The organism is Burkholderia sp. HI2500 (assembly GCF_002223055.1).
Lineage (GTDB): Bacteria > Pseudomonadota > Gammaproteobacteria > Burkholderiales > Burkholderiaceae > Burkholderia.
Map to the genome: position 1 here is coordinate 91,508 of NZ_NKFL01000004.1, position 23,946 is coordinate 115,453.

General features: G+C 68.5%; 24 protein-coding genes. 17 read left to right on the top strand and 7 right to left on the bottom strand.

What is annotated here, in order from left to right:
* Window positions 1–282 precede the first annotated feature (282 nt).
* The 4 genes from CFB45_RS02960 (at window position 283) to CFB45_RS02975 (ending at window position 3,140) form a co-directional block, all read left to right on the top strand.
* Window positions 283–714 carry a ribonuclease domain-containing protein gene (locus CFB45_RS02960; protein WP_031398890.1) on the top strand — a complete coding sequence of 144 codons (432 nt, stop codon included), beginning with the start codon at window positions 283–285 and terminating at the stop codon, window positions 712–714.
* Between the two features lie 16 nt (window positions 715–730).
* The gene (locus CFB45_RS02965) at window positions 731–1,294 is read left to right on the top strand and encodes a barstar family protein (protein ID WP_089424464.1); all 564 of its coding nucleotides are present in this window, start codon (window positions 731–733) and stop codon (window positions 1,292–1,294) included.
* A 214-nt stretch (window positions 1,295–1,508) separates the two neighbouring features.
* A complete protein-coding gene (locus CFB45_RS02970) occupies window positions 1,509–2,252 on the top strand; it encodes a hypothetical protein (protein ID WP_089424465.1) in 744 nt (247 codons plus the stop codon).
* Window positions 2,253–2,318: 66 nt separating this feature from the next.
* Window positions 2,319–3,140 carry a hypothetical protein gene (locus CFB45_RS02975; protein WP_089424466.1) on the top strand — a complete coding sequence of 274 codons (822 nt, stop codon included), beginning with the start codon at window positions 2,319–2,321 and terminating at the stop codon, window positions 3,138–3,140.
* Between the two features lie 6 nt (window positions 3,141–3,146).
* Here CFB45_RS02975 and CFB45_RS02980 read toward each other — a convergent pair whose 3' ends face one another.
* The 3 genes from CFB45_RS02980 to speE form a co-directional block, all read right to left on the bottom strand.
* Window positions 3,147–3,914, bottom strand: coding sequence for a 16S rRNA (uracil(1498)-N(3))-methyltransferase (locus CFB45_RS02980; protein ID WP_089424467.1), 768 nt, complete (start codon window positions 3,912–3,914; stop codon window positions 3,147–3,149).
* Window positions 3,915–3,931: 17 nt separating this feature from the next.
* The gene (locus tag CFB45_RS02985; protein WP_089424468.1) at window positions 3,932–4,348 is read right to left on the bottom strand and encodes a VOC family protein; all 417 of its coding nucleotides are present in this window, start codon (window positions 4,346–4,348) and stop codon (window positions 3,932–3,934) included.
* Between the two features lie 162 nt (window positions 4,349–4,510).
* On the bottom strand, window positions 4,511–5,368 hold the full coding sequence (gene speE, locus CFB45_RS02990; protein WP_089424469.1) for a polyamine aminopropyltransferase: 858 nt from the start codon (window positions 5,366–5,368) through the stop codon (window positions 4,511–4,513).
* A gap of 216 nt (window positions 5,369–5,584) precedes the next feature.
* Here speE and tkt point away from each other — a divergent pair, with 216 nt between their 5' ends.
* Both tkt and gap read left to right on the top strand, forming a co-directional pair.
* On the top strand, window positions 5,585–7,657 hold the full coding sequence (gene tkt, locus CFB45_RS02995) for a transketolase (protein ID WP_089424470.1): 2,073 nt from the start codon (window positions 5,585–5,587) through the stop codon (window positions 7,655–7,657).
* Window positions 7,658–7,746: 89 nt separating this feature from the next.
* The gene (gap, locus tag CFB45_RS03000) at window positions 7,747–8,757 is read left to right on the top strand and encodes a type I glyceraldehyde-3-phosphate dehydrogenase (RefSeq protein ID WP_059500962.1); all 1,011 of its coding nucleotides are present in this window, start codon (window positions 7,747–7,749) and stop codon (window positions 8,755–8,757) included.
* Window positions 8,758–8,833: 76 nt separating this feature from the next.
* Here the strand turns inward: gap and CFB45_RS03005 are convergent, their stop codons facing one another.
* Complete coding sequence (locus CFB45_RS03005; protein WP_089424471.1) at window positions 8,834–9,736, bottom strand: LysR substrate-binding domain-containing protein; 903 nt, start codon at window positions 9,734–9,736, stop codon at window positions 8,834–8,836.
* A 151-nt stretch (window positions 9,737–9,887) separates the two neighbouring features.
* Between CFB45_RS03005 and CFB45_RS03010 the strand changes: the two genes are divergently transcribed.
* From CFB45_RS03010 to CFB45_RS03025, 4 genes are all read left to right on the top strand, one after another.
* Window positions 9,888–10,661: an SDR family NAD(P)-dependent oxidoreductase gene (locus tag CFB45_RS03010; protein ID WP_089425840.1), complete on the top strand. Its 774-nt coding sequence runs from the start codon at window positions 9,888–9,890 to the stop codon at window positions 10,659–10,661.
* Between the two features lie 145 nt (window positions 10,662–10,806).
* Window positions 10,807–12,255 carry an MFS transporter gene (locus tag CFB45_RS03015; RefSeq protein ID WP_089424472.1) on the top strand — a complete coding sequence of 483 codons (1,449 nt, stop codon included), beginning with the start codon at window positions 10,807–10,809 and terminating at the stop codon, window positions 12,253–12,255.
* Between the two features lie 69 nt (window positions 12,256–12,324).
* Entirely contained in the window at window positions 12,325–13,281 is a 957-nt protein-coding gene (locus tag CFB45_RS03020; RefSeq protein ID WP_089424473.1) for a 2-hydroxyacid dehydrogenase, read from the top strand.
* 10 nt (window positions 13,282–13,291) lie between these two features.
* Window positions 13,292–14,350, top strand: a complete 1,059-nt coding sequence (locus tag CFB45_RS03025) for an L-idonate 5-dehydrogenase (protein WP_089424474.1) — start codon at window positions 13,292–13,294, stop codon at window positions 14,348–14,350.
* A 110-nt stretch (window positions 14,351–14,460) separates the two neighbouring features.
* On the opposite strand, the gene CFB45_RS03030 is transcribed toward CFB45_RS03025, so the two are convergent.
* Entirely contained in the window at window positions 14,461–15,660 is a 1,200-nt protein-coding gene (locus CFB45_RS03030) for an MFS transporter (RefSeq protein ID WP_089424475.1), read from the bottom strand.
* Between the two features lie 312 nt (window positions 15,661–15,972).
* Between CFB45_RS03030 and cynR the strand changes: the two genes are divergently transcribed.
* Window positions 15,973–16,863: a transcriptional regulator CynR gene (gene cynR / locus CFB45_RS03035; RefSeq protein ID WP_089425841.1), complete on the top strand. Its 891-nt coding sequence runs from the start codon at window positions 15,973–15,975 to the stop codon at window positions 16,861–16,863.
* 45 nt (window positions 16,864–16,908) lie between these two features.
* Here the strand turns inward: cynR and CFB45_RS03040 are convergent, their stop codons facing one another.
* A complete protein-coding gene (locus CFB45_RS03040; RefSeq protein ID WP_089424476.1) occupies window positions 16,909–17,631 on the bottom strand; it encodes a FadR/GntR family transcriptional regulator in 723 nt (240 codons plus the stop codon).
* Between the two features lie 212 nt (window positions 17,632–17,843).
* Here CFB45_RS03040 and CFB45_RS03045 point away from each other — a divergent pair, with 212 nt between their 5' ends.
* The 3 genes from CFB45_RS03045 to CFB45_RS03055 all read left to right on the top strand — a co-directional run bounded on the left by CFB45_RS03045 (window position 17,844) and on the right by CFB45_RS03055 (window position 20,811).
* Window positions 17,844–19,166, top strand: a complete 1,323-nt coding sequence (locus tag CFB45_RS03045; RefSeq protein ID WP_046546282.1) for a C4-dicarboxylate transporter DctA — start codon at window positions 17,844–17,846, stop codon at window positions 19,164–19,166.
* Between the two features lie 104 nt (window positions 19,167–19,270).
* Entirely contained in the window at window positions 19,271–20,278 is a 1,008-nt protein-coding gene (gene alc / locus CFB45_RS03050; RefSeq protein WP_089424477.1) for an allantoicase, read from the top strand.
* Between the two features lie 14 nt (window positions 20,279–20,292).
* Window positions 20,293–20,811 carry an ureidoglycolate lyase gene (locus CFB45_RS03055; RefSeq protein WP_069247118.1) on the top strand — a complete coding sequence of 173 codons (519 nt, stop codon included), beginning with the start codon at window positions 20,293–20,295 and terminating at the stop codon, window positions 20,809–20,811.
* Between the two features lie 178 nt (window positions 20,812–20,989).
* On the opposite strand, the gene fur is transcribed toward CFB45_RS03055, so the two are convergent.
* A complete protein-coding gene (fur, locus tag CFB45_RS03060) occupies window positions 20,990–21,418 on the bottom strand; it encodes a ferric iron uptake transcriptional regulator (protein WP_011350926.1) in 429 nt (142 codons plus the stop codon).
* Window positions 21,419–21,559: 141 nt separating this feature from the next.
* On the opposite strand from fur, the gene bamE reads away from it, so the two are divergent.
* The 3 genes from bamE to CFB45_RS03075 all read left to right on the top strand — a co-directional run bounded on the left by bamE (window position 21,560) and on the right by CFB45_RS03075 (window position 23,928).
* The gene (gene bamE, locus CFB45_RS03065; protein WP_089424478.1) at window positions 21,560–22,378 is read left to right on the top strand and encodes an outer membrane protein assembly factor BamE; all 819 of its coding nucleotides are present in this window, start codon (window positions 21,560–21,562) and stop codon (window positions 22,376–22,378) included.
* Between the two features lie 65 nt (window positions 22,379–22,443).
* Entirely contained in the window at window positions 22,444–23,241 is a 798-nt protein-coding gene (dapB, locus tag CFB45_RS03070) for a 4-hydroxy-tetrahydrodipicolinate reductase (protein WP_089424479.1), read from the top strand.
* Window positions 23,242–23,259: 18 nt separating this feature from the next.
* Window positions 23,260–23,928 (top strand): MotA/TolQ/ExbB proton channel family protein, encoded by a 669-nt coding sequence (locus CFB45_RS03075; RefSeq protein WP_089424480.1) that lies wholly within the window; start codon window positions 23,260–23,262, stop codon window positions 23,926–23,928.
* Window positions 23,929–23,946 lie beyond the last annotated feature (18 nt).

Here is a 23,946-nt window from a genome sequence, read left to right on the forward strand (position 1 = left end):
GCGGGCAGGGCGCAAACGCGCTTCCCTCAAGCAACATCAGCATCTCTCTCCACTCAGCGTAGCCGGCGTGGCAAGGAGGCAGAGTCTTGCCATGCCAGAGATGCCGCCCGCATTTTATCCTATGTAAGATAAATGTAGTGTGATTTAGGTAAAAAATGCGCAATTCCGGGTATCACTGGCCTTTCGATTCCCAAACGGACATTGATTCGCGCGGCCAATAACGCTACGCTAACGCCTTTGTTGGTCGTCAACTACTTGATTTAACAGCGGGAACCCTGGTTCATGGCACGCAAGTGGCTCCGCAACGGCGCGCTCGCGTCCGTCTTCGCGATGTTCGCGATGGGTATCGTCGGCACGCCGACGGGCAGTCTGGTTTCCGCCGCTTACGCACGGGAGGCCGTTCCGGCCGACGTGGCGGCGAGCGGGCTCGATACGATTCCGACCGCCCGTCTTCCGCGCGAGGCCGTGACCACGCTGGGCCTGATCGGCGCCGGCGGTCCGTATCCGTACGAGAAAGACGGCGTCGTGTTTGGCAACCGCGAGCGGATCCTGCCAAAAGCGAAGCGCGGCTACTACCATGAATACACGGTGCCGACGCCGCGTGCCCGCAATCGCGGGGCGCGCCGGATCGTCTGTGGCGGGCCATTGCGCCGGATCGACAACTGTTATTACACGGGCGACCACTACAACAGTTTTAAACGTATTGTTGAATGACTTCGGGACGAATGGCATGAGCGACTCCATCTACGCGCACGAAACGGCGGCGGCGGAACTGTTCGCGGCCGGCGACGGCAATCTGTTTCAGCGCGTGATTCAACTGCACGCGGCGGCGCAGGCTGGCAGCACGCCGGAGCAACAGGAAGCCGAGCCCGGGCTTTCATCGAACGAGGAGCCTATGAGCCTTTTCACGACCGTGCGACCCAATCTCGTGCAGTCGATCCGCGCGTTCCGCGTGCAGGATCTTGCCGACGAAGCCGGCCGGCTCGGCCAGCATTTCCTGTATGCGTTTTGCGGCGCCGCGCAGTCGAAGCAGGAAGTGATGGAAACGATCGCGACGTCGTTCCTGTTCCCGAAGCATTTCGGGAAGAACTACGACGCGCTGTACGACTCCCTGACCGACCTCGTCGCGAAGGCCGGCGCGCAGCCCGGTTTCGTGATCGTCCTCGAAGGGCTGCCGATCGCGCAGAAGTTCGACAAGGAAGGGCGCGAGACGCTGCTCGACGTGTTCCGCGAGGCGGCCGAATTCTGGGCCGAGCGCAAGGTCGCGTTCCGCGTGTTCTACTCGTTCGCGTAAGCGCACGTCGGCCAGCGGCCGATTCGGCGAATCATCCTTCGGAAGCCCGCTTCGAGCGGGCTTTTTTGCGCCTGCGCGGGTTGCATGCGCTTGGCCCGATCCGACACGGACCTTTCATCGCCCACTTTTTTTCGCGACAATCGCTCAGCCCGGGCGCCGCCGCCGCGCCGGGCGCATCACACCAGACCAACATTCGAGAGAGGGCCGTTTCCCCATGACCGCTACCCGATCAGCGGCGCGCACCCGTGCGTGCCATCCGCTCGTGTGCGCGCTGACCGCGTGTGCACTGTCGCTTGGCCTCCCGCCAGCCGCCCAGGCCGCGGTGCTGACCCCGGAGCAGACGACCGATCTGTATCTCGGCGCGTTCGTCAATGGCGACGCGTCGAAGGCCGAGCAGTTCAACGACGCAACGCGCACGCACTTCGACGGCGAGGGTGTGCTCGACGTGGCGGCCGTTGCGAAGCTCGCGGACAAATTGAGCGGGACGATCGTCGCCTCCATCCTGAACAAGGTGCCGGCGACGGTACGCACAACGGTGAACGGGCCGGTCACCGCGGCGATCGGGTCATTTCAGCATGCGCTCGCGCGTTCCGAGTGCAAGGCCACCGGTTCGACCCGGAAGCCGAACGAATCCGTGAAAGGCGAATCGATCGCGACGGTCGAATTCGCGTGCCGCGTCGCCGAGGTGGAACCTGGCTTGAGGGCGCTGCGGGAGACGGTCGACGAGCCGCGCTCGGAAGACGACAACGCGCGCGCGGCATATCTCGCGGCGTTCCTGAACGGCGTGGTACCCGTGTTCGACCACGCGCCGACGAGCCGGCCGATCACGGGCCGGATCGACCTGCATGGCACGGACGACAAGGGCTGGATCGCGGATTCCCCCGCCCAGGTGCTGCGGCCCGTCGTCAACGCGCTGATGAGCCAGATGCGTGACGCGAACGGCGACGCCGCCAATTAACCGGCAGCATTCGGGCCGCCGTGCATGTTGCCGGCGTGCCGGACATTCGAACGAGGGGAGTCGGCAATGAACCTTTTCACACGGGGGCTGCTGGTGGCCGCAGCCGTCGCTTCGATCGGGGGCGCGTCGACAGCGGATGCCGCCGCGGTCGAACCGGCACTGACGCCGGCGGCGCAGGCCGCGTATCCGGCGGTCGAGCGGCTGCTTGGCGAGTTGCGCACGCGCTCGACACCGGACCAGTATGCGGCGGTGGCCCGTGCGATTCACGCGTCGCCGGCACTGGCCGGCCAACTGAACGAACTGGTCGATGCCGGGTTGCTGACGCGCATCGCGGTCGACAGCGGCGAACCCGCGCTCGGCCGGACGTCCGGTGCGTTGCGCAACGGCAGCGTCTGGATCCTGACGCCCGCCTTCGTCGAGAGCCAGGCGCCGCGACGCCTGTCCCACGTCGTGCATGACGGCGACATCCTGCCGGACAACATGGTCTTCGCGCTGGGCTACATGGCGTGGCGTGCGAAGCACGATGCCGACGTGAGCCGCGAGGCCGCCGCGTTGCGCGCATCGGACGACAGCGCGGACGAGAAAAAGCGGCGCTGGATCGAGCTGAACACGCGGATCGATGCCGGCGGCTTCATCCAGGGCTGGAATGACACGGTCGATGCCGCCGCAGTGCAGCACGACGGCCGGCCGGTGGGAATCACGCAGATCGTGCCGATGCTGATGAACCTGCGCTATCGCGGTCCGTTGATCAAGGCGATCCAGGCGACGCCGCCGTTGCGCGTCACCGCGACGACCTTCCCGTTCGATGATGCGAGCCTCGACGCGCTGGCATTGGCGCTCAAGGGTTCCAGCGTCATCGACATCGAGCCGTTGAGCGCCGCGCGCTGACGCGCGTCACCACCCGCCCCAGCGCGCCGCAAGCGCCGCAAGCACGGCCGCGCCGGCCGTCTCGGTACGCAGTACGCGGGGCCCGAGCGACAGCGCGGTGAACCCGCGTGCGCGGGCCGCATTTTCCTCGTCGGGCGACAGCCCGCCTTCCGGCCCGATCAGCAGCGTGACGGTTGCAGCGGGCGGCGTGTCGGGCAGCGACGCGAACGGGATGCTCGCGCGCGGCGACAGCAGCAGCCGCAGTTCGCCGTCGACCGGTGCCGCCGGCAGCGTATCGAGCCAGGTGTTGAAGCCGGCGACCGGCGCGACGTCGGGCACGCGGTTGCGCCCGCATTGCTCGCACGACGCGCGCACGACGCCACGCCAATGCGCGACGCGCTTGTCCGCGCGCTCGCCGGCGAGCTTCACGACGCCGCGCGCGGTCGACAGCGGCACGACTGCCGTTACGCCGAGTTCGACGGCCTTCTCGATCACCCAGTCCATCTTGTCGCCGCCGGCGATGCCTTGCGCGAGCGTCACGCGATAGGGCGGCTCGGCCTCGGCCGGTTCGAACGTGTCGATCTGCGCGAGCGCGCTGCGCTTGTCGATCTCGACGAGCCGCGCGCGGTACTGGCCGCCGGTGCCGTCGAACAACGCGAGCACGTCGCCGGGCTGCAGGCGCAGCACCTGTGCGTGGCGCGCGACCTCGGCCGGCAATGCGAGCGTGGCGTCGGCGCGCAGGGCCGCGTCGACGAAAAAGCGCGGCACGGCCGCGGTGGTGGTGGCTTCGTTCATGCGTGTAACGGGTGGGGTCATGCGTCGAGACGGCGCCCGAGCGCCCATCGGTAGCCGTCGAGGTCCTCGATCTGCGCGAACCGGTCGCCCCAGAACTGATCCTGCGGCGCGCTCAGCGATTTCGCGCCCGCGTCGAGCGCGCGCTGCCAGGTGGCGTCGACGTCGTCGACATACAGGTAGAACGATTGCGGCGCGGTGGCGTTCGCACTTTTCGGCGTACGCGCGGGCGAGCCGAACGCGCCTTCGGGCGCGAACATCACGATCAGCTGGCCGCGATAGGCCATCTCGACGTGCATGATCGCGCCGTCTTCGTCGTGCACGTCGCGTACCGTGAAGCCGAATGCGGCCTTGAAGAACTCGATGGCCGCGCGCGCGTTGCGTACGACCAGGTAGGGTGTCAACCAAGGCACGTTGGCCGGACGTGGATCGGTCATGAAAATCTCCTGTGGGGGCGCTTGGGCACGTGTTCTGATTCCATGCCCGGGCGTTCGTTCAGGGGGCGGCACGGCGTCCAGGACGTTCCGCCCCGGTGCCATGCATCGCGAATCCTGCAGGGACGCGATGGAAAAACGGAAGCGAGGCGGCCGCGCGGACGTTCAGCGGCGAACGCCCAGTGTATCGCGCAGCGCGCGCGGCAGGGCAAAGAGGGACGCATGCAGCCGCGCGTCGTAGTAGCGCAAGCCCTGGACGCGGCGGGCCGCGAGCCGTTCGTCGACGTCGTGTGCGAACAGCGCGGCCGCGTCGAGCGTGTCGCTCGCGATCGCCATCAGCCACTGCGAGCCATACAGCGGCACGTGCGCGGACAGCGGGTCGACGACCGCGAAGCTCGCGCGCAGGTCGTCGAGCAGCGCGGCGATGCGCGCCGCGTGGAACACCGGCGAGCCGAGGTGCATCGAGATCGCGCCGCACGGCGTCAGGATCCGCTTGAGCCGCGCGTAGAACGCGCGGGTATAGAGGCCGGCCGCCGGCGAATCGGGCGGCGTGAGGTCGAACACGACGAGATCGAAATGCTCGACGGTCGACTCGACGAAATGCGCGGCGTCGCCGATCACGACCTCGACGCGCGGGTCGTCGAGCGCACCCTGGTGCACGTCGTCGAGATACCGGCGCGCCATCCCGACCACCTCGTCGTCGAGTTCCGCGATCACGATCCGCGCGATGCACGCGTGCTTGAGCAACTGGCGCGCCGCACCGCCGTCGCCGCCGCCGAGCACGAGCGCCTTGCGCGGCGAAGGATGCGCGAGCGCGGCCGGGTGCGTCATGCACTCGTGATAGACGTACTCGTCGCCGACCGACGTCATCGGTCGGCCGTCCAGCGTGAACAGGCGGCCGAGCTGCGGGGTTTCCCAGACCTCGATCTGCTGGTGCGGCGACGCGACGTGCGCGAGCCGCCGGGCGTTCGGGAAGCCGTAGGCGGAGTCGGGCGTAGGGTGGAAAAGTAGAGTCGTGCTCACGGGCGGGCCACTCGGGGCTGGCAGTTCCGACGTCTGAATTATAGGAGGCGGGCGGTTTGACGGAAAACCGTGCCGGAACACTACTCGCCGACAAGGGAAATGTCAGCCCATCTGTTAAAATGACGAGCTTTGCAGCCCCGTCCGTAGGCTCCGTCCGCTTCGCGTCCGTCAGGCGCCGCACCGCGCGCCGGGAACGATTGACGCTCGAGCTTCCGGATGCCGCCGTGCCCCCGTTTCCTCGACTCGTTCTCCGGACTCGACATGACGACTTCGTCTCCCGCCTCCACCACCCTGATGGCCAACGCGATCCGTGCGCTCGCAATGGACGCCGTCCAGCAAGCGAACTCCGGCCACCCCGGCATGCCGATGGGCATGGCCGAAATCGGCGTCGCGCTCTGGTCGCGCCATCTGAAGCACAACCCGACGAACCCGCACTGGGCAGACCGCGACCGCTTCGTGCTGTCGAACGGCCATGGCTCGATGCTGCTGTACTCGCTGCTGCACCTGACCGGCTACGACCTGCCGATCGAAGAGCTGAAGAACTTCCGCCAGCTGCACTCGAAGACGCCGGGCCACCCGGAATACGGCATCACGCCGGGCGTCGAGACGACGACCGGCCCGCTCGGCCAGGGTCTCGCGAACGCGGTCGGCATGGCGCTCGGCGAAGCGCTGATGGCCGACGAGTTCAACCGTGACGGCGCGAAGATCGTCGATCACCACACGTACGTGTTCCTCGGCGACGGCTGCCTGATGGAAGGCATCTCGCACGAAGCCTGCTCGCTCGCCGGCACGCTGAAGCTGAACAAGCTGATCGCGCTGTACGACGACAACGGCATCTCGATCGACGGCGACGTCGTGAACTGGTTCCACGACGACACCCCGAAGCGTTTCGAAGCCTACGGCTGGAACGTGATCCCGAACGTGAACGGCCATGACGTCGACGCGGTCGACGCAGCCATCGCGAAGGCAAAGCTGTCGGACAAGCCGACGCTGATCTGCTGCAAGACGGTGATCGGCCAGGGCGCGGCGACCAAGGCCGGCGGCCACGACGTGCACGGCGCGGCGCTCGGCGCGGAAGAAATCGCGAAGACGCGCGCGGCACTCGGCTGGACCTGGGAGCCGTTCGTGATTCCGCAGGAAGTCTATGCGGCATGGGACGCGAAGGAAGCCGGCAAGCGCGCCGAGTCCGAATGGGACGCGACGTTCGCGGCCTATCGCGCGAAATTCCCGGCAGAAGCCGCCGAATTCGAGCGCCGGATGGCCAACCAGCTGCCGGCCGACTGGGCCGAAAAGGCTGCGGCGATCATCGCCGGCGCGAACGAGCGCGGCGAGACGGTGGCGACCCGCAAGGCGTCGCAGCAGGCGATCGAAGGCCTGGCTGCCGCGCTGCCCGAACTGCTCGGCGGCTCGGCCGACCTGACCGGCTCGAACCTGACCAACTGGAAGGCATCGAAGGCCGTCCGTGCGAATCCGGAAGGCCCGGGCGTCAAGCTGGGCAACCACATCAACTACGGCGTGCGCGAATTCGGCATGAGCGCCGCGATCAACGGCCTCGCGCTGCACGGTGGCCACAAGCCGTTCGGCGGCACGTTCCTGACGTTCTCCGACTACAGCCGCAACGCGCTGCGCGTGGCCGCGCTGATGAAGGTGCCGTCGATCTTCGTGTTTACGCACGACTCGATCGGCCTCGGCGAAGACGGCCCGACGCACCAGTCGATCGAGCACGTGTCGAGCCTGCGCCTGATCCCGAACCACGACGTATGGCGTCCGGCCGACACGGTCGAGACGGCCGTCGCATGGACCCACGCGGTTGCCGCCGACCGTCCGTCGAGCCTGATCTTCAGCCGCCAGAACCTGGCGTTCAACCCGCGTACCGATGCGCAGATCGCGAACATCGAGAAGGGCGGCTACGTGCTGAAGGACTGGGACGAAGAGATCGTCGCGCGCAAGATCATCCTGATCGCGACGGGCTCGGAAGTCGAACTCGCGATGAAGGCCGTCGAGCCGCTCGCGCAGCAAGGCATCGCGGCACGCGTCGTGTCGATGCCGTCGACCAACGTGTTCGACCGCCAGGACGCCGAATACCGTGAGCGCGTGCTGCCGCACGGCGTGCGCCGCGTCGCGATCGAAGCGGGCGTGACGAGCTTCTGGCACAAGTACGTCGGCCTCGAAGGCGGCGTCGTCGGGATCGACACGTTCGGCGAATCGGCGCCGGCCGGCGTGCTGTTCAAGTACTTCGGCTTCACCGTCGAGCACGTCGTCGAGACCGCCAAGGCCGTGCTGGCCTAAAGAGACAGACGCGACGCGCGCCACCCCTCGCGCGCGTCGCACCGTGAAGCTGCACGAAACGAATTTTTTCAGCCATCAGGAGATAGACCATGACGATTCGCGTCGCAATCAACGGCTACGGCCGCATCGGCCGCAACACGCTGCGCGCGTTCTACGAGAACGGCAAGAAGCACGACATCGAGATCGTCGCGATCAACGATCTGGGCGATGCGAAGACCAACGCACACCTGACCCAGTACGACACCGCGCACGGCAAGTTCCCGGGTGAAGTGTCGGTCGACGGCGACTACCTCGTCGTGAACGGCGACAAGATCCGCGTGCTGGCGAACCGCAACCCGGCCGAACTGCCGTGGGGCGAGCTGGGCGTCGACGTCGTGATGGAATGCACGGGCTTCTTCACGACGAAGGAAAAGGCGAGCGCGCACCTGAAGGGCGGCGCGAAGAAGGTGATCATCTCGGCACCGGGCGGCAAGGATGTCGACGCGACGATCGTCTACGGCGTGAACCATGACGTGCTGAAGGCCGAGCACACCGTCATCTCGAACGCATCGTGCACGACGAACTGCCTCGCGCCGCTCGTCAAGCCGCTGAACGACAAGATCGGCCTCGAAACCGGCCTGATGACGACGATCCACGCGTACACGAACGACCAGGTGCTGACGGACGTCTATCACGAAGACCTGCGCCGCGCGCGTTCGGCCACGCACAGCCAGATCCCGACGAAGACGGGCGCTGCTTCGGCCGTCGGCCTCGTGCTGCCGGAACTGAACGGCAAGCTCGACGGTTACGCGATCCGCGTCCCGACGATCAACGTGTCGATCGTCGACCTGTCGTTCATCGCGAAGCGCGACACGACGGTCGAGGAAGTCAACGCGATCATGAAGGAAGCTTCGGAAGGCGCGCTGAAGGGCATCCTCGGCTACAACGACGCACCGCTGGTGTCGATCGACTTCAACCACAACCCGGCTTCGTCGACGTTCGACGCGACGCTGACCAAGGTGTCGGGCCGCCTCGTGAAGGTGTCGAGCTGGTACGACAACGAGTGGGGTTTCTCGAACCGCATGCTGGATACGGCTGTCGCGTTTGCGAACGCGAAGTAATCCCGCACGTTGCGCGGCCGCTGCGAGGCGGCCTGCGTAGCGAACGAGCCCGGCCCGGTTTTTCCGGCCGGGCTTTTTATTGCCCGCCGCTATGGCTCGATATTGCCGTCACCTGCTCGAGCGCCGCGACGAACGCGCGCTTCAGCGGGCTGTCGAGGTCGGTCCACGCAAGGCCGATGCCGGTGCGATGCCCGGCCAGGTCGAGCGGCCGCGCGAGCACGTTCGGCGGCAACGCGCTGGCGGCCTCCGCCGGAATCAGCCCGATCCCCATCCCCGCCGCGACGAGCGCGAGCATCGTCGTGAATTCCCCGAACTCCTGCGCGATCTCGAGCGTCGTGCCCGCGCGGCTCAGCGCGAGCAGCATGTCGTCGTGAAAGCCCGGCGCGTAGCGGCGCGCGAGCACGAACGCGGGCTGGCCGCGCAGCGCGGCCGGCGCGATCGCATCGTGCGCGGCGAGCGGATGGTCGAGCGGCAGCGCGACGACGAAACCTTCCTCCAGCACCACGCGCGTGTCGATGCCCGCATACGCGGCCGGCAGCCGGATCATCCCGAAATCGATCCGCCGGTCGCGCAGCGCGGCGATCTGGTCGGGGGTCGGCAGGTCCTTCAGTTCGAGCGTGATCAGCGGATAGCGCTCGCGCATCGTGCGCAGCACGGCCGGCAGCAGCGCGGGCAGCACCGACGACACGAACGCGATCCGCAGCGTGCCGATCTCGCCGCGGCTCGACAGCCGCGCCATCTGTTCCGCGCGCGCGGCCTGCTGCAGCGTGGCGCGCGCCTCGGGAAGAAACACGCGCCCCGTATTGCTCAGTTCGACCTTGTGCCGGTCGCGCTCGAACAGGCGCGCGCCGAGTTCTTCCTCGAGCGCCTTGATCTGCATGCTCAGCGCGGGCTGCACGATGAACAGGCGCTGCGCGGCGCGCCCGAAATGCAGCTCTTCCGCGAGCGTGACGAAGGCGCGCAATTGCTTGAGTTCCATGGGCGGCGGGCAGGCGAGGGCGGTGATCAAGTTTCATGATAACCGGATCAAAAAAGACCATTGGCGCGGCGCCCGGCCGACAGCCGAAGATACCGTCAACGCGAGACCGGCCGCGATGGGCCGCCGGCTCGACTGGCACGAGGAGACACGCATGACCCGAGCGCTTGAACGGTTCCGCCTCGACGGCCGCCGCGCACTGATTACCGGTTCCGGACGCGGAATCGGGCTGACGCTCGCCCGCGGGCTGGCCGAAGCGGGGGCGGCGATCGTCATCAACGATCGCAATGAGGAGAAGGCCGCAGCGCTCGTGCGGCATCTGCGCGAGGAAGGCTTCACGGCCGACTACGCGGTATTCGACGTCGCCGAGCACGCGCAGGTGCGCGCGGCGATCGACGATTTCGAGGCGCGCGTCGGCGCGATCGACATCCTCGTGAACAACGCGGGCATCCAGCGCCGCGCACCGCTCGACGCGTTCGAACCCGACGACTGGCATGCGCTGATGCGCGTGAACCTCGACGGCGTGTTCAACGTCGCGCAGGCCGTCGCGCGGCACATGATCGCGCGCGGCCGCGGCAAGATCATCAACATCTGCTCGGTGCAGAGCGAGCTCGCACGGCCGACGATCGCGCCGTACGCGGCGACCAAGGGCGCGGTGCGGATGCTGACGAAGGGGATGTGCGCCGACTGGGCGCGCCACGGCATCCAGGCGAACGGCCTCGCGCCCGGCTATTTCGAAACCGAACTCAACCGCGCGCTGGTCGACGACGCAGCGTTCTCGGACTGGCTGTGCAAGCGCACGCCGGCCGGCCGCTGGGGGCGCGTCGACGAGCTGTGCGGCGCGGCGATCTTCCTCGCGTCGGCCGCATCCGATTTCGTGAACGGCCAGACGCTGTTCGTCGACGGCGGCTTGACCAGCGCCGTCTGAGCGGCGGCGCGCCCGCGGCGTGCCGTTGCGCCGGCTGCGCCGGCATCCGAATTCCCAGAAGAGCCCGCCGCACGAGCGGGCCGATGTCCGGCCGCGCGATACGCGGCCGGGTTCCGGAACGGAAGGCAGGAGACAGGAGACAACGATGGATCGCATTTCCCCGCCGCCCGCGCGGCACGATGCAGGGTCCGCTGCGCCGGGCGAGACCGTCGAGCGCCGCGGCGTCGACACGAAGCAGCTCAACCGCGCGGCATGGACCTGCTCGCTCGGCAGCGCGCTCGAATACTACGATTTCGCGTTGTACACGCTCGCATCGGCCCTCGTGTTCGGGCCGCTGTTCTTCCCCGCGCAGACCGCCGAGATGCGGCTGATCGCGAGCTTCGGCACCTACTTCGTCGGCTTCGCGGTGCGCCCGCTCGGCGGCGTCGTGTTCGGTGTGCTCGGCGACCGGATCGGCCGCAAGTTCGTGCTGACCGCGACGGTGCTGCTGATGGGTGTCGCGAGCACGCTGATCGGCGTGCTGCCGACTTTCGCGACGGCCGGTTACTGGGCGCCCGCGCTGCTGATCCTGCTGCGCATCCTGCAGGGCCTCGGTGCGGGCGCGGAGCAGGCCGGCGCCGCGGTGCTGATGACCGAGTATGCGCCGCCGGGCAAGCGCGGCTTCTATGCGTCGCTGCCGTTTCTCGGCATCCAGCTCGGCACGGTGCTGGCGGCGGCCGTCTATTTCCTGCTGCTCGCGAACCTCGACCGCGTGACCGACGGCTGGGGCTGGCGCGTGCCGTTCCTGTTCAGCGCGGTGATCGTCGCAGTCGGGATCTACATGCGTGTGCGGCTGCACGAGTCGCCGACCTTCGTGCGGCTCGAGAAGCGTGCGCAGGTCCTGGCGAATCCGCTGAAGAGCGCCGTGCAGCATTCGAAGCGCTCGCTGCTGATCGGCATCGGCCTGCGGGTGGCCGAGAACGGCGGCTCGTCGATCTACCAGGCGCTCGCGGTCAGCTATCTCGCCGGCGTGATCGGGATGAAGGGGCCGATCGGTGCGCTCGCGCTGGTGTGCGCGGCGACCGTCGGCGCATGCACGGTGCCGCTGGCCGGCTGGCTGAGCGACCGTTTCGGCCGCGTGCGCGTGTATCGCACGTTCGCGTGGCTGCAGCTCGCGCTCGCATTCCCGGTGTGGTGGATCTTCAGCCACGGCAACGTGGTCGCGAGCGTGATCGCGATCTCGGTCGCGCAGGGCTTCGCGAACTGGGGGATGCTCGGCGCGCAGGCCGCGCTGCTGCCCGAACTGTTCGGCGCGCGCCATCGCTACATGGGCGTGTCGTTCTCGCGTGAAGTGTCGGCGGTGCTCGCGGGCGGGATCGCGCCGCTCGTCGGCGCGACGATCATCGCGACCGTGATCGCGCTGCACGGCGGCGACCATGCGGCCGGCGTGCGCGCGTGGGTGCCGATCGCCGCGTACCTGGCGCTGCTGACGCTGATCACGCTGTTCACGACGTCGCGGATGCCGGAAACCTTGAACCGCGATCTCGACGATCCGCTCGACGCGGCGCAGGCGGCGCCGGCACCGGACGCCGATCCGCTCGCGCGGCACGCATGAACGGGCCGGGCGGCTGACGCGGCCCGGCTCGCTTTCGCATTCCACTTATCTCGACAGGAGCAAGCGCAGATGGCGCACGAATCGACCCAGCGGCCCGCACTGCTGATGACGGGCCCTTACCAGCCGTGGGACGACGCATGGCTGTCGGCAGGCTATGACGTCCACCGGCTGTGGGAGGCCGCCGATCGCACGGCGTTCCTCGCCGAACACGGCGCCGGCGTGCGCGCGATCGCGACGCGCGGCGATCTCGGTGCGAATGCCGCACTGATCGCCGCGTTGCCGAAGCTCGAGATCATCTCCTGCTACGGCGTCGGCACCGATGCGATCGATCTCGCCGCCGCGCGTGAGCGCGGCATTCGCGTGACCAACACGCCCGACGTGCTGACCGGCGACGTGGCCGATCTCGGCGTCGGGCTCGCGCTCGCGATGATGCGCCGCATCGGCGCGGGCGACGCGTATGTGCGTTCCGGCGCGTGGCGCGACGGCGACATGCCGCTCGTCACGCGGCTGTATGGCAAGCGCGTCGGCGTGGTCGGCTTCGGCCGGATCGGCACGACGATTGCGCGCCGGCTGTCGGGCTTCGACGTCGAGCTCGGCTACTTCGACGTCGCGCCGCGCGCGGACAGTCCGCACCGCTTCTTCGGCGACCTCGCCGAGCTGGCCGGCTGGTGCGACCTGCTGATCGTCACGCTCGCGGGCGGACCGACGACGCGCCACCTCGTCGATGCGGCCGTGCTCGAAGCGCTCGGGCCGCACGGCTATCTGGTGAACGTGTCGCGCGGCACGACCGTCGACGAACCGGCGCTGCTCGACGCGCTCGAGCGCAACGCGATCGCCGGCGCGGCGCTCGACGTGTTCTGGAACGAGCCGCGCATCGACCCGCGTTTCCTCGCGTTGCCGAACGTGCTGCTGCAGCCGCACCATGCGAGCGGCACGATCGAGACGCGCCAGGCGATGGGCTGGCTCGTGCGCGACAACCTTGCCGCGCACTTCGCCGGCGAGCCGCTGGTCACGCCGGTCGTCTGAGGAGGCTGTCATGCGTATGCGTTGCATGTGTGTCGTGATCCACGGGCCGAACGACCTGCGGGTCGAAGAGCAGGACGCGGGCGAGATCGGCCCGGGCCAGGTGCGCGTCGATGTCGCGATGGGCGGCATCTGCGGCTCCGATCTCCATTATTTCCGGCACGGCGGCTTCGGCGCGATTCGGCTGCAGCAGCCGATGGTGCTTGGCCACGAGGTGGCCGGCACGGTCGCGGAAGTCGCGCCGGACGTGACGTCGGTGAAGGTCGGCGATCGCGTCGCGGTCAATCCGAGCCGGCCGTGCGGCGCGTGCCGCTATTGCCTCGAAGGGCTGCCGAACCAGTGTCTCGACATGCGCTTCTACGGCAGCGCGATGCGGATGCCGCACGTGCAGGGCGCGTTCCGCAATGCGCTCGTGTGCGACGCGGTGCAGTGCGTGAAGGTCGCCGATCACGTGCCGCTGTCGCTCGCGGCGCTCGCCGAACCGTTCGCGGTCGGGCTGCATGCGGTGTCGCGCGCGGGCCCGCTGATCGGCAAGCGCGTGCTGGTGTCGGGCTGCGGGCCGATCGGCGTGCTGGCGGTGGCGGCGGCGCGCGTGCACGGCGCGGCGGAGATCGTCGCGACCGACGTCGTCGAGGCGCCGCTGGCCGTGGCGAGCGCGCTCGGCGCCGACCGCACGATCAATGCGGTGGTCGATGCCGGCTGGGTCGAGCGCTACGGCGCCGACAAGGGCACGTTCGACGTGATGATCGAGTGTTCGGGCAATGCACGCGCGCTGCGTGACGGGCTGGACGTGATGCGTCCACGTGGGGTCGTCGTGCAGCTCGGGCTCGGCGGCGATGTCAGCCTGCCGCAGAACGTCGTGGTCGCGAAGGAGCTGTCGATCTGCGGGTCGTTCCGTTTTCATGCGGAATTCGCGCTCGCGGTGCAGTTGATCAACGCGGGGCGCGTCGACCTGCGGCCGGCCGTCACGCGCGTGTTCCCGATGCGCGACGCGAACCTCGCGTTCGAACTGGCCGGCGACCGGCAGCGCGCGATGAAGGTGCTGATCGACTTCGCGGACGAGGCCGCGTGACGATCACGCGCTAGTGCGCGACGGACGCTATCGACGTCGTCAAAAGAAGGCACGCCCGCGATTTGCGCGGCGTGCCTTTTTTCATCGTGCTGCGAAAACGCGCTACTGCATTACTGCGTGACCTGCCGCACGCCGACGCGCTGCGATGCGAGCCACAGCGCGATCAGCACGCCGGCAAGCGCCGCGCCCGCGATGCACACGCCGCGCCAGCCGTCGATGCCGTACGCGACGCTCGCCGCGAACGACCCGAATGCGCCGCCGATGAAGTAGCTCGTCAGGTAGATCGTCGTCACGCGGCTGCGCGCGTTGCCGGCCAGCGCATAGATCACGCTCTGGTTCGAGATGTGCATGCCCTGCACGCCGACGTCGAGCAGCAGGATGCCCGCGATCAGCGCCGCGAGCGAGTGCGCGCCGGCGGCGATCAACGCGAACGACGCGAGCACGGCCGCCGCGAACAGCCCCGTCGCCGCATTGCCGTGCCCGCGATCGACGAGCCGGCCGGCTGACGTCGCCGCGAGCGCGCCCACCGCGCCGACGATGCCGAACAGGCCGATCTGCCCTTCGGAATAGCTGTACGGCGGCTGGCTGAGCAGGAACGTGAGGCCTGTCCACAGCAGGCTGAAGCACGCGAACACGAGCGCGCCGTAGGTCGAGCGCAGCGCGATCAGCGGTTGTGCGCGCACGAGCGCGACGAGCGACTTCATCAGCGCCGCATAGTCGAGGCGCGCATTGCGGCGATCCTTCGGCAGCTTCACGGCGAGCACGACGGTCAGTGCCGCCACCATCACCGTCGCGATGCCGTACACCGCACGCCAGCCGAACCCGTCGGCGATCGCTCCGGCCGCGACGCGCGCGAGCAGGATGCCGAGCAGCAGCCCGCTCATCACGGTGCCGACCGCGCGGCCGCGCGAGCGCGCATCGGCAAGCGATGCGGCGAACGGCACGAGCAGCTGCGTCGAACAGGTGACGAAGCCGACCGCGACGTTCGCGACGACGAACATCGTGAAGTTCGTGCTGAACGTGACCGCGACCAGCGCGACGACGTTGAGCATCAGCAGCCGCACGATCAGCGTATGACGGTTGACTGCGTCGCCGAGCGGGACGATCAGCAGCAGGCTCGCCGCATAGCCGAGCTGGGTCAGCGTGACGAGATAGCCGAGCTCGGTCGGCGCGCGCCCGAAGCTGCGCGCGATCGCGGCGAGCAGCGGCTGCGCGTAATAGATGTTGCCGATGACGATGCCGCACGCGCAGGCGAACAGCAGCGTCATGGCGCGGGTCAGGGGAGGATGGGTGTCGTGATGCGGTTCCATGGTCGCGAAAAACAGCGGCGCCGGCCGGCGGCACGGAGCCGTCGGATGCGCGGGGTGACGGAAATCGGGGCCGGCGTCGACGGATCGGCGGTGAGCCGATGCGCGCCGGGCGGATCGCGGCCGGGCCCGGATCGGGCGGGCGGCGGTTCGTCGTGCGGCGGGCGGAGGCAGGGCGGGCCCGGGCGAGCCGTTCCGGTGCGCTGGCAGCGGTCATGCACGGGAACGGATGTGCGTATGATGCGGGAATCGAGCCATAGCGTCCAAGACTGGATCGTTATGCGCATCATTGGCAAAACCAATACCTCGGCCGCCATGCTCCTCCGCCACATCCGCTATTTCCTGGCCGTCGCCGAGCAGCGCAGTTTCACGCGCGCGGCCGACGCGCTGCACGTGTCGCAGCCGACGCTGTCGCAGCAGGTGCGCCAGCTCGAGGACACGCTCGGCGTGCCGTTGTTCGACCGCTCGGGCCGCACGGTGCAGCTCACCGAGTTCGGCGAAGTCTATGCGCGCCATGCGCGCGCCGCGCTGCACGAGCTCGATGCGGGTCAGCGCGCGCTGCACGACGTCGCCGATCTCGGCAGCGGGTCGCTGCGGCTCGCGATGATGCCGACCTTCGCGGCCTACCTGAGCGGCTCGCTGATCGACGCGTTCCATGCCGACTATCCGAACGTCGCGCTGACGATCGATGCGATGCCGCAGGCGCGCATCGAGGCGCTGCTCGCCGACGACCGGCTCGACGCGGGCTTCGCGTTCATGCCGCCGCGTGCGCCGGACATCGACGCGCTGCCGCTGTGGGACGAGCCGCTCGCGCTCGTGACGGGCCGCACGCATCGTCTTGCACGGCGCCGTCGCGCGCTGACGCCGGCCGAGCTCGGCGGCGAGCCACTGGTGCTGCTGAGCCGCGCGTTCGCGACGCGCGAGCGCATCGACCGGTATTTCATCGAACACGGCGCGCAGCCGAAGATCGCGATCGAGACGAATACGGTCAGCGCGGTGCTGGAGCTCGTGCGGTGCGGCCGGCTCGCGACGGTGCTGCCCGACGCGGTCGCGCGCGAGAGCGCCGACCTGTGCGCGCTGGAGATCGATCCGCCGCTGCCCGCGCGCACGGCCGCGCTGCTCACGCGCAAGGGCGCGTACCGCAGCGTTGCGGCGCGTGCGTTCATCGAGCGTGCGCTCGCGTATCGGGATCCGTCGGGAGGTTGACCGGCAAGACCGGGCGGCGCGCGCGACGGGCGGCCGCCCGGGCCGTCACGTGCGGGGTGTCGGGAAGAAGATGCCCGCGCGCTGCGCGGCGTTCGCGATGTGCGTTTCGATCGCAATGCCGGCGGTGCCCGCATCGCGCGCGATCAGCGCGTCGACGATCGCGCGGTGCTCCTGCCACGTCGACAGCAGCAGCTCGCGCCGGTAGAACGGCATGCGCTGGCTTTCCTTCATGATGTCCGCGCTGCTGCGCAGCACCGATTCGATCGCCGCGTTGCCGGCGAGATGGATGATCCGCATGTGGAAATCGAAGTCGAGTTGCGACGCGTCGTCGAGCGCGTTTTCGGTGAGCGCGACGTGCAGGTCGGCGAGGTTGTCCTCGAACCACGCGATGTCGTCGTCACTGACGACGTGCGCGGCCATCCGCGCGGCGAACCCTTCGAGCGCATAGCGCATCTGGTACGTGTCGGGCGGCGACGACTGCTCGGCGAAGCGCCATGCATGCGCGGCCGTGGCCTGCGCGCTTTCGACGTACACGCCCTTGCCGGCGCGAATGCGCAGCATCCCGAGCGCCTCGAGCGTCGACAGCGCCTCGCGCAGCGACGCGCGGCTGATCTCCAGCTCCTCGGAGAGCTGGCGCTGGGCCGGCAGCAGGCTGCCGACCGGATAAACGCCTGCCTCGATCCGGTCGCGGATCGTCGCGATGGCGGCGTCGGTCACGGTATGCGGAACGTTTTTCATGATGTGAACTTGGGCCGGTCTGACCGGCATTGTAATCCGCACGCAGGCGGTGCATGGCCGGCCTACGGGAAAGCCACGATCCGCCCCTTACGGTGCATCGAAACCAGGGCAGGCAGGGGCGGGAAATCCCTATTTTGTCCGTCCTTGACGTGACTATATCGGCTTCCTACTATCCACCATAACATCACTGGTCTTACCAGTATGAACAGACGAAACTGCAACCGTTGGATCGGGAGAGCGCCGTGTCGAAATTCCTCAATTCGCTGTTTGGCCGAGTAGTCGTCGCATTGATTCTAGGGATCGCGCTCGGCGCGTTCTTCCCGCATTTCGCCGAGTCGCTGCGACCGCTCGGCGACGGCTTCCTGAAGCTCATCAAGATGGTGATCGGGCCGATCGTGTTCTGCGTCGTGGTCAGCGGGATGGCCAATGCGGGCGACCTGAAGAAGGTCGGCCGGGTCGGCCTGAAGGCCGTCATCTACTTCGAGATCATGACGACGCTCGCGCTCGGCATCGGCCTCGTGCTCGCGTGGCTCACGCGCCCGGGTGTCGGGATGAACATCGACCTGCGCTCGCTCGACGCGTCGTCGCTCGCGTCGTACGCGAAGAACGCCGAAAGCCTGAAGGACACGGCCGGCTACCTGATGAAGATCATCCCCGAGACCGCGATCGACGCGTTCGCGAAGGGCGACATCCTGCAGATTCTCGTGTTCGCGGTGCTGTTCGGCTCCGCGCTGTCGCTGCTCGGCGACAAGGCGCAGCGCGTCAACTCGCTGATCGAGGAACTGTCGCACGTGTTCTTCCGGATCATCGGCTTCATCATCAAGCTCGCGCCGCTCGGCGTGCTCGGCGCGATCGCGTTCACGACCGGCAAGTACGGCGTCGCGTCGCTCAAGCAGCTCGGCTACCTGGTCGCGGTGTTCTACCTGAGCTGCTTCGTGTTCGTCACGGTCGTGCTCGGCGCGGTGATGCGGCTCGCGGGCTTCTCGGTGTTCAAGCTGATCCGCTACCTGCGCGAGGAACTGTCGATCGTGCTCGGCACGGCGTCGTCGGACGCGGTGCTGCCGCAGGTGATGCGCAAGCTCGAATACATGGGCGTGAAGGATTCGACGGTCGGCCTCGTGATCCCGACCGGCTATTCGTTCAACCTCGACGGCTTCTCGATCTACCTGACGCTCGCGGTGCTGTTCATCGCGCAGGCCACCAACACGCCGCTGTCGACGCATGACCTGATCGTCGTGCTGCTCGTGTCGCTCGTCACGTCGAAGGGCGCGCACGGGATCCCGGGCTCGGCGATCGTGATCCTCGCGGCGACGCTGTCGGCGATCCCGGCGATTCCGGTGCTCGGCCTCGTGCTGATCCTGCCGGTCGACTGGTTCGTCGGCATCGCCCGCGCGCTGACCAACCTGATCGGCAACTGCGTCGCGACGGTGGTCGTCGCGGTGTGGGAGAACGACATCGATCGTGCCCGCGCGACCCGCGTGCTGAATCGCGAGCTGCGCTACGTGCCGGCCGAAGAGGAAGGCCGCGCGGCGCCGGTCGCCGGCGACCAGGCTCACGCGCTCTGAGCGCACCCCCGCGCGGGGCGGCTTCCCCTGGTCGTCCCGCGCACCCGAATTCATGCGGCCGGTGCCTCGATGCGCCGGCACGCCATCCAACATCAGGAGACGACATGGCAGCCCCCATCCTCGATCCGAATGCGCCGGCCTTCACGCGGCGTTACATGAACCTCGCCGACCCGCGTCTCGGGGCGCAGGCGCTCTTTGCCAGCGACGAATTCTTCGCGCCGAAGGAGCGCATGCTGAATCCCGAGCCGGCCGTGTTCATCCCCGGCAAGTACGACGACCACGGCAAGTGGATGGACGGCTGGGAAACGCGCCGCAAGCGCACGACCGGCCACGACTTCTGCGTGGTGCGGCTCGCGCGGCCGGGCGTGATCCACGGCGTCGACCTCGATACGAGCCACTTCACCGGCAACTTCCCGCCGGCCGCGTCGATCGACGCGTGCGTCGCCGAAGGCGACACGCCGCCTGATGACGCCGAATGGCACCCGATCGTCCCGGCGACGACGCTGCAGGGCAATTCGCATCACTACGTGAGTGTCGACGATGCGCAGCCCTATACGCACCTGCGCGTGAACCTGTACCCGGACGGCGGCCTCGCGCGGCTGCGCGTGTACGGCCAGCCGCAGCGCGACTGGCGCCAGGTGCCGGCCGGCGAGCTCGTCGATCTCGCGGCGATCGAGAACGGCGGCTACCTGGTGGCCGCGAACAACCAGCACTTCGGCCCGGCGTCGCAGATGCTGATGCCGGGGCGCGGCGTGAACATGGGCGACGGCTGGGAAACGCGGCGGCGCCGCGAGCCCGGCAACGACTGGGCGATCGTCGCGCTCGCGCGGCCGGGCATCATCCGGCGCGTCGAGGTCGATACCGCGTTCTTCAAGGGCAATTTCCCCGACCGCTGCTCGCTGCAGGCCGCGCGGGTCGCGGGCGGCACCGACGATTCGCTCGTCACGCAGGCGATGTTCTGGGCCGAACTGCTCGGCGAGCAGAAGCTGCAGATGGACCACGTCCACACGTTCGACCAGCTTGCCGCGCTCGGCCCCGTCACGCACGTGCGTTTCAACATCTTCCCGGACGGCGGCGTGTCGCGCCTGCGTCTGTGGGGCGAGTCGGCTTGAAGGAGGGCAACGGCATGAGCGAATCCCGGATCCTGCGCGTCGAGCGCCTGACGCGCGAAGCGTTCGCGCCGTTCGGCGACGTGATCGCGCTCGAAGGCGCGCGGCATTTTCCGATCAACGGCGGCACGACCGAGCGCTTCCACGATCTCGCGACGATCGACGTGTGCGCGGACGGCGGCCGCCCGCTCGTCAGCGTGTTCCGCGCGCAGCCGCGCGCGCTGCCGGTCGCGGTCACGCTGATGGAGCGCCATCCGCACGGCAGCCAGGCATTCATCCCGCTTGCGGCCGTGTCGCGCTACGCGATCGTCGTCGCGCCCGCGGGCGAATTCCGGCCGGACGCGATGCGCGCGTTCCTCGCGGAAGGCTGGCAGGGCGTGAATTATGCGAAGGGCGTCTGGCACCATCCGCTGCTCGCGCTCGACGCGGTCAGCGATTTCGTGATCGTCGATCGCGGCGGGCCGCAGCCGAACTGCGACGAAATCCCGCTCGAGCGTGCGTGGGCGCTCGAGTTCGAGCCGGCCTGCGCGGCCTGACGCAAGGGCAACGCCCGGCTCCGGCTGCCTGACGGCCGCCCGGGCGGGCGTGTCGAAGGGTTTCCGAAAGCCTGGGGCACACGACCCACGCGGCGGCGCGTCGCCGTTATCCCGAAAAGAACACGGCCCGGGCGGCAAGATGCCGGCCGGGCCGTGCTGCGTGCGCGAGGCGCGCGAATCAGTGCTTGCGGTGCGGGCAGTTCTCGGTCGTGCACGAACCGTACATCGCGAGCGAGTGCTCCTGGAGCCGGAAGCCGCGCTCCTTCGCGATCGCCTGCTGGCGGCCTTCGATCTCGGCGTCGAAGAATTCCTCGACACGGCCGCAATCGAGGCACACGAGGTGATCGTGGTGCGAGCCTTCGTTCAGTTCGAACACGGCCTTGCCGGATTCGAAGTTGCTGCGCGTGAGCAGGCCGGCCTGCTCGAACTGCGTCAGCACGCGATAGACGGTGGCCAGCCCGATGTCGAGCTGCTCGTTGAGCAGGTTCCGGTAGACGTCTTCTGCCGTCAGGTGGCGCACCGGGCTTTGCTGGAAGATCTCGAGAATCTTGAGGCGCGGTAGGGTGGCCTTTAGCCCGATATTCTTGAGATCCGTCGGATTGGTCATGGCTAGGCATCCCTAGAGTACAATGCAGGGCTTCAATGTTACCGGCTTTTCGCCGTTCCAGAAACACGCGCGGCCTGCACACGGGCCTGCACGGTGAGGGAAATGATTCCAGAATCTCTTTCGCACTTTCAGAGGAGCCGCATGCGGAGTGTCATCATCGCTGCCGCCGCCGTTGCCGCGCTGGCTGGTTGTTCGTCGTACGACAGCGTGACGCAGCGCATCGCGCAGAGCATCACCCCCTACCGGATCACCGTCGTGCAAGGCAACTTCGTGTCGCAGGAGAAGGCCGCGCAGCTGCAGGTCGGCATGTCGCGCGAGCAGGTGCGCGCGTTGCTCGGCACCCCGTTGCTGGCCGACATGTTCCACGCCGACCGTTGGGACTACCTCTTTTACTTCAAGCGCGGCTCGACGGCAGTCGTCCAGCAGCGCGATCTCGTCGTGACGTTCTCGGGCGATCGCCTGGCGAGCTGGACGGGGGCGGACAACCTGCCTTCGGAACTCGACCTGCTGGCCGATATCGACGGCGACCGCGGCGGCAAGAAGGCGAAGGCGGCCGCAGCGGCGAAGAAGGCCGCCGAGGCTGCCGCCGCCGCGAGCGCCGCGCAAGCGGCCGCGAGCGCGCCGGCGCCGGACGCTGTCGCCAGCCCGTCCACCGTGCCGGCGTCCGCTGCGGTGGTCGACCAGGATGCGAACGCGCAGGCCGCCCGCGCGGCGAACCGCGCGACCAACCAGGTGTCGGGGCAGGGTTCGGGTTCGCGCCGGTTCACGCCGGCCGCGAAAGCCTCGGCCGGCGCGCCGGTGCCGGGCGGCCAGCCGCCGGGCGCCGCGCCGGCGATCCAGCCGCAGTTCCAGTTCCATCGGCCGCCGCAGCCGAACGCGTCGAACGAGGCTGCACCGCCGGTCGGCCCGCAAGGCTCGGACAACCTGCAGAACCAGCCGCTCACCGCGCCGGCCCAGTAAGCAGCCGGCGTGCGGAAACAGGGCGGCATGCGCCGCCCGCTTTTATACCTGTCGTGTAGAAAGCCATGAAGATTGCGATTGCCGGGGCATCGGGCCGAATGGGCCGGATGCTGATCGAAGCCGTTCTCAACGATGCCGACGCGCAGCTCGTCGGCGCGCTCGACCGCGCCGATTCGCCGTTCCTCGGCCAGGACGCCGGCGCGTTCCTCGGCAAGGAAACCGGGGTCAAGCTGACCGCCGACCTCGACGCCGTGTTCGCGCAGGCCGACACCCTGATCGATTTCACGCGTCCGGAAGGCACGATGGCCCATATCGAGGCCGCGCTGCGCCACGACGTGAAGCTCGTGATCGGCACGACCGGCTTCACCGCCGAGCAGAAGGCCGAGTTGCAAGCGGCGGCGGGCAAGATCGGCATCGTGTTCGCGGCGAACATGAGCGTCGGCGTGAACGTCACGCTGAAGCTGCTCGAATTCGCGGCGAAGCATTTCTCGCATGGCTACGACATCGAGATCATCGAGGCGCATCACCGCCACAAGGTCGACGCGCCGTCGGGCACCGCGCTGATGATGGGCGAGGCCGTCGCCGGCGCGCTCGGGCGCTCGCTCGACGATTGCGCGGTGTACGGCCGCCACGGCGTGACGGGCGAGCGCGATCCGTCGTCGATCGGCTTTGCCGCGGTGCGCGGCGGCGACATCGTCGGCGATCACACCGTGCTGTTCGCCGGGATCGGCGAGCGCATCGAGATCACGCACAAGTCGTCGAGCCGCGTGTCGTACGCGCAGGGCGCGCTGCGCGCGGTCCACTTCCTGTCGGCGCGCGGCGCCGGCCTGTTCGACATGCAGGACGTGCTCGGCCTGCGCTGACACCACGGGGAAACTCCGATGGCGATACCCACCGGCGTTGTCCACTACCTCGAAAGCGGCGATGCGATCACGCATGCCGTCGCCTATGTGCTGCTGGCGATGTCCGTCGCCAGCTGGTGCTTCCTCCTCATGAAAGCCTGGCTCCTGGTCCGCGCGAAGCGGCAGGGGCCGCGCGCGCTTGCCGCGTTCTGGCGCGCGCCGTCGCTCGACGCGGGCATCGCCGCGCTCGCCGGCGCCGATCGCGAGCGCGTGTTCGTGCCGCTCGCCGAAGCCGCGCGCGATGCGGCTGACGACCACGACCCGGCTGCCCTGGCCGCGCGCGTCGAGCGCGGCGAACGCGTGCTGCGCGCGTTGCGGCACGCGATGCTGCGCTCGCAGCGGCGCCTCGAATTCGGCCAGGTGCTGCTCGCGTCGATCGGCAGCACCGCACCGTTCGTCGGGCTGCTCGGCACCGTGTGGGGCATCTACCACGCGCTCGGCAGCATCGCCGCGAGCGGGCAGGCGCAGATCGAGAACGTCGCGGGGCCGGTCGGCGAGGCGCTGATCATGACCGCGTTCGGGCTCGTCGTCGCGATTCCCGCGGTGCTGGCCTACAACATCCTCGGGCGGCTCGTGCGGCAGCTCGCCGAGGAACTCGACGGCTTCGCGCGCGACCTGCACGTGTTCGTGTGCGCGCAGGAAGCCTGACGCGTCCATTCCGGAGGA

Bases quoted from the DNA above. Each gene is read 5' to 3' on its own strand.
- bamE (WP_089424478.1), top strand. From the start codon at position 21,560: ATGCGGAGTGTCATCATCGCTGCCGCCGCCGTTGCCGCGCTGGCTGGT.
- CFB45_RS02980 (WP_089424467.1), bottom strand. From the start codon at position 3,914: ATGAACGAAGCCACCACCACCGCGGCCGTGCCGCGCTTTTTCGTCGAC.
- CFB45_RS02970 (WP_089424465.1), top strand. From the start codon at position 1,509: ATGACCGCTACCCGATCAGCGGCGCGCACCCGTGCGTGCCATCCGCTC.
- CFB45_RS02975 (WP_089424466.1), top strand. From the start codon at position 2,319: ATGAACCTTTTCACACGGGGGCTGCTGGTGGCCGCAGCCGTCGCTTCG.
- alc (WP_089424477.1), top strand. From the start codon at position 19,271: ATGGCAGCCCCCATCCTCGATCCGAATGCGCCGGCCTTCACGCGGCGT.
- CFB45_RS03005 (WP_089424471.1), bottom strand. From the start codon at position 9,736: ATGGAACTCAAGCAATTGCGCGCCTTCGTCACGCTCGCGGAAGAGCTG.
- CFB45_RS03020 (WP_089424473.1), top strand. From the start codon at position 12,325: ATGGCGCACGAATCGACCCAGCGGCCCGCACTGCTGATGACGGGCCCT.
- tkt (WP_089424470.1), top strand. From the start codon at position 5,585: ATGCCGCCGTGCCCCCGTTTCCTCGACTCGTTCTCCGGACTCGACATG.
- CFB45_RS03075 (WP_089424480.1), top strand. From the start codon at position 23,260: ATGGCGATACCCACCGGCGTTGTCCACTACCTCGAAAGCGGCGATGCG.
- CFB45_RS02960 (WP_031398890.1), top strand. From the start codon at position 283: ATGGCACGCAAGTGGCTCCGCAACGGCGCGCTCGCGTCCGTCTTCGCG.
- CFB45_RS03025 (WP_089424474.1), top strand. From the start codon at position 13,292: ATGCGTATGCGTTGCATGTGTGTCGTGATCCACGGGCCGAACGACCTG.
- fur (WP_011350926.1), bottom strand. From the start codon at position 21,418: ATGACCAATCCGACGGATCTCAAGAATATCGGGCTAAAGGCCACCCTA.
- CFB45_RS03040 (WP_089424476.1), bottom strand. From the start codon at position 17,631: ATGCCGGTCAGACCGGCCCAAGTTCACATCATGAAAAACGTTCCGCAT.
- CFB45_RS03015 (WP_089424472.1), top strand. From the start codon at position 10,807: ATGGATCGCATTTCCCCGCCGCCCGCGCGGCACGATGCAGGGTCCGCT.
- CFB45_RS02985 (WP_089424468.1), bottom strand. From the start codon at position 4,348: ATGACCGATCCACGTCCGGCCAACGTGCCTTGGTTGACACCCTACCTG.
- dapB (WP_089424479.1), top strand. From the start codon at position 22,444: ATGAAGATTGCGATTGCCGGGGCATCGGGCCGAATGGGCCGGATGCTG.
- CFB45_RS02965 (WP_089424464.1), top strand. From the start codon at position 731: ATGAGCGACTCCATCTACGCGCACGAAACGGCGGCGGCGGAACTGTTC.
- gap (WP_059500962.1), top strand. From the start codon at position 7,747: ATGACGATTCGCGTCGCAATCAACGGCTACGGCCGCATCGGCCGCAAC.
- CFB45_RS03030 (WP_089424475.1), bottom strand. From the start codon at position 15,660: ATGGAACCGCATCACGACACCCATCCTCCCCTGACCCGCGCCATGACG.
- cynR (WP_089425841.1), top strand. From the start codon at position 15,973: ATGCTCCTCCGCCACATCCGCTATTTCCTGGCCGTCGCCGAGCAGCGC.
- CFB45_RS03010 (WP_089425840.1), top strand. From the start codon at position 9,888: ATGACCCGAGCGCTTGAACGGTTCCGCCTCGACGGCCGCCGCGCACTG.
- CFB45_RS03055 (WP_069247118.1), top strand. From the start codon at position 20,293: ATGAGCGAATCCCGGATCCTGCGCGTCGAGCGCCTGACGCGCGAAGCG.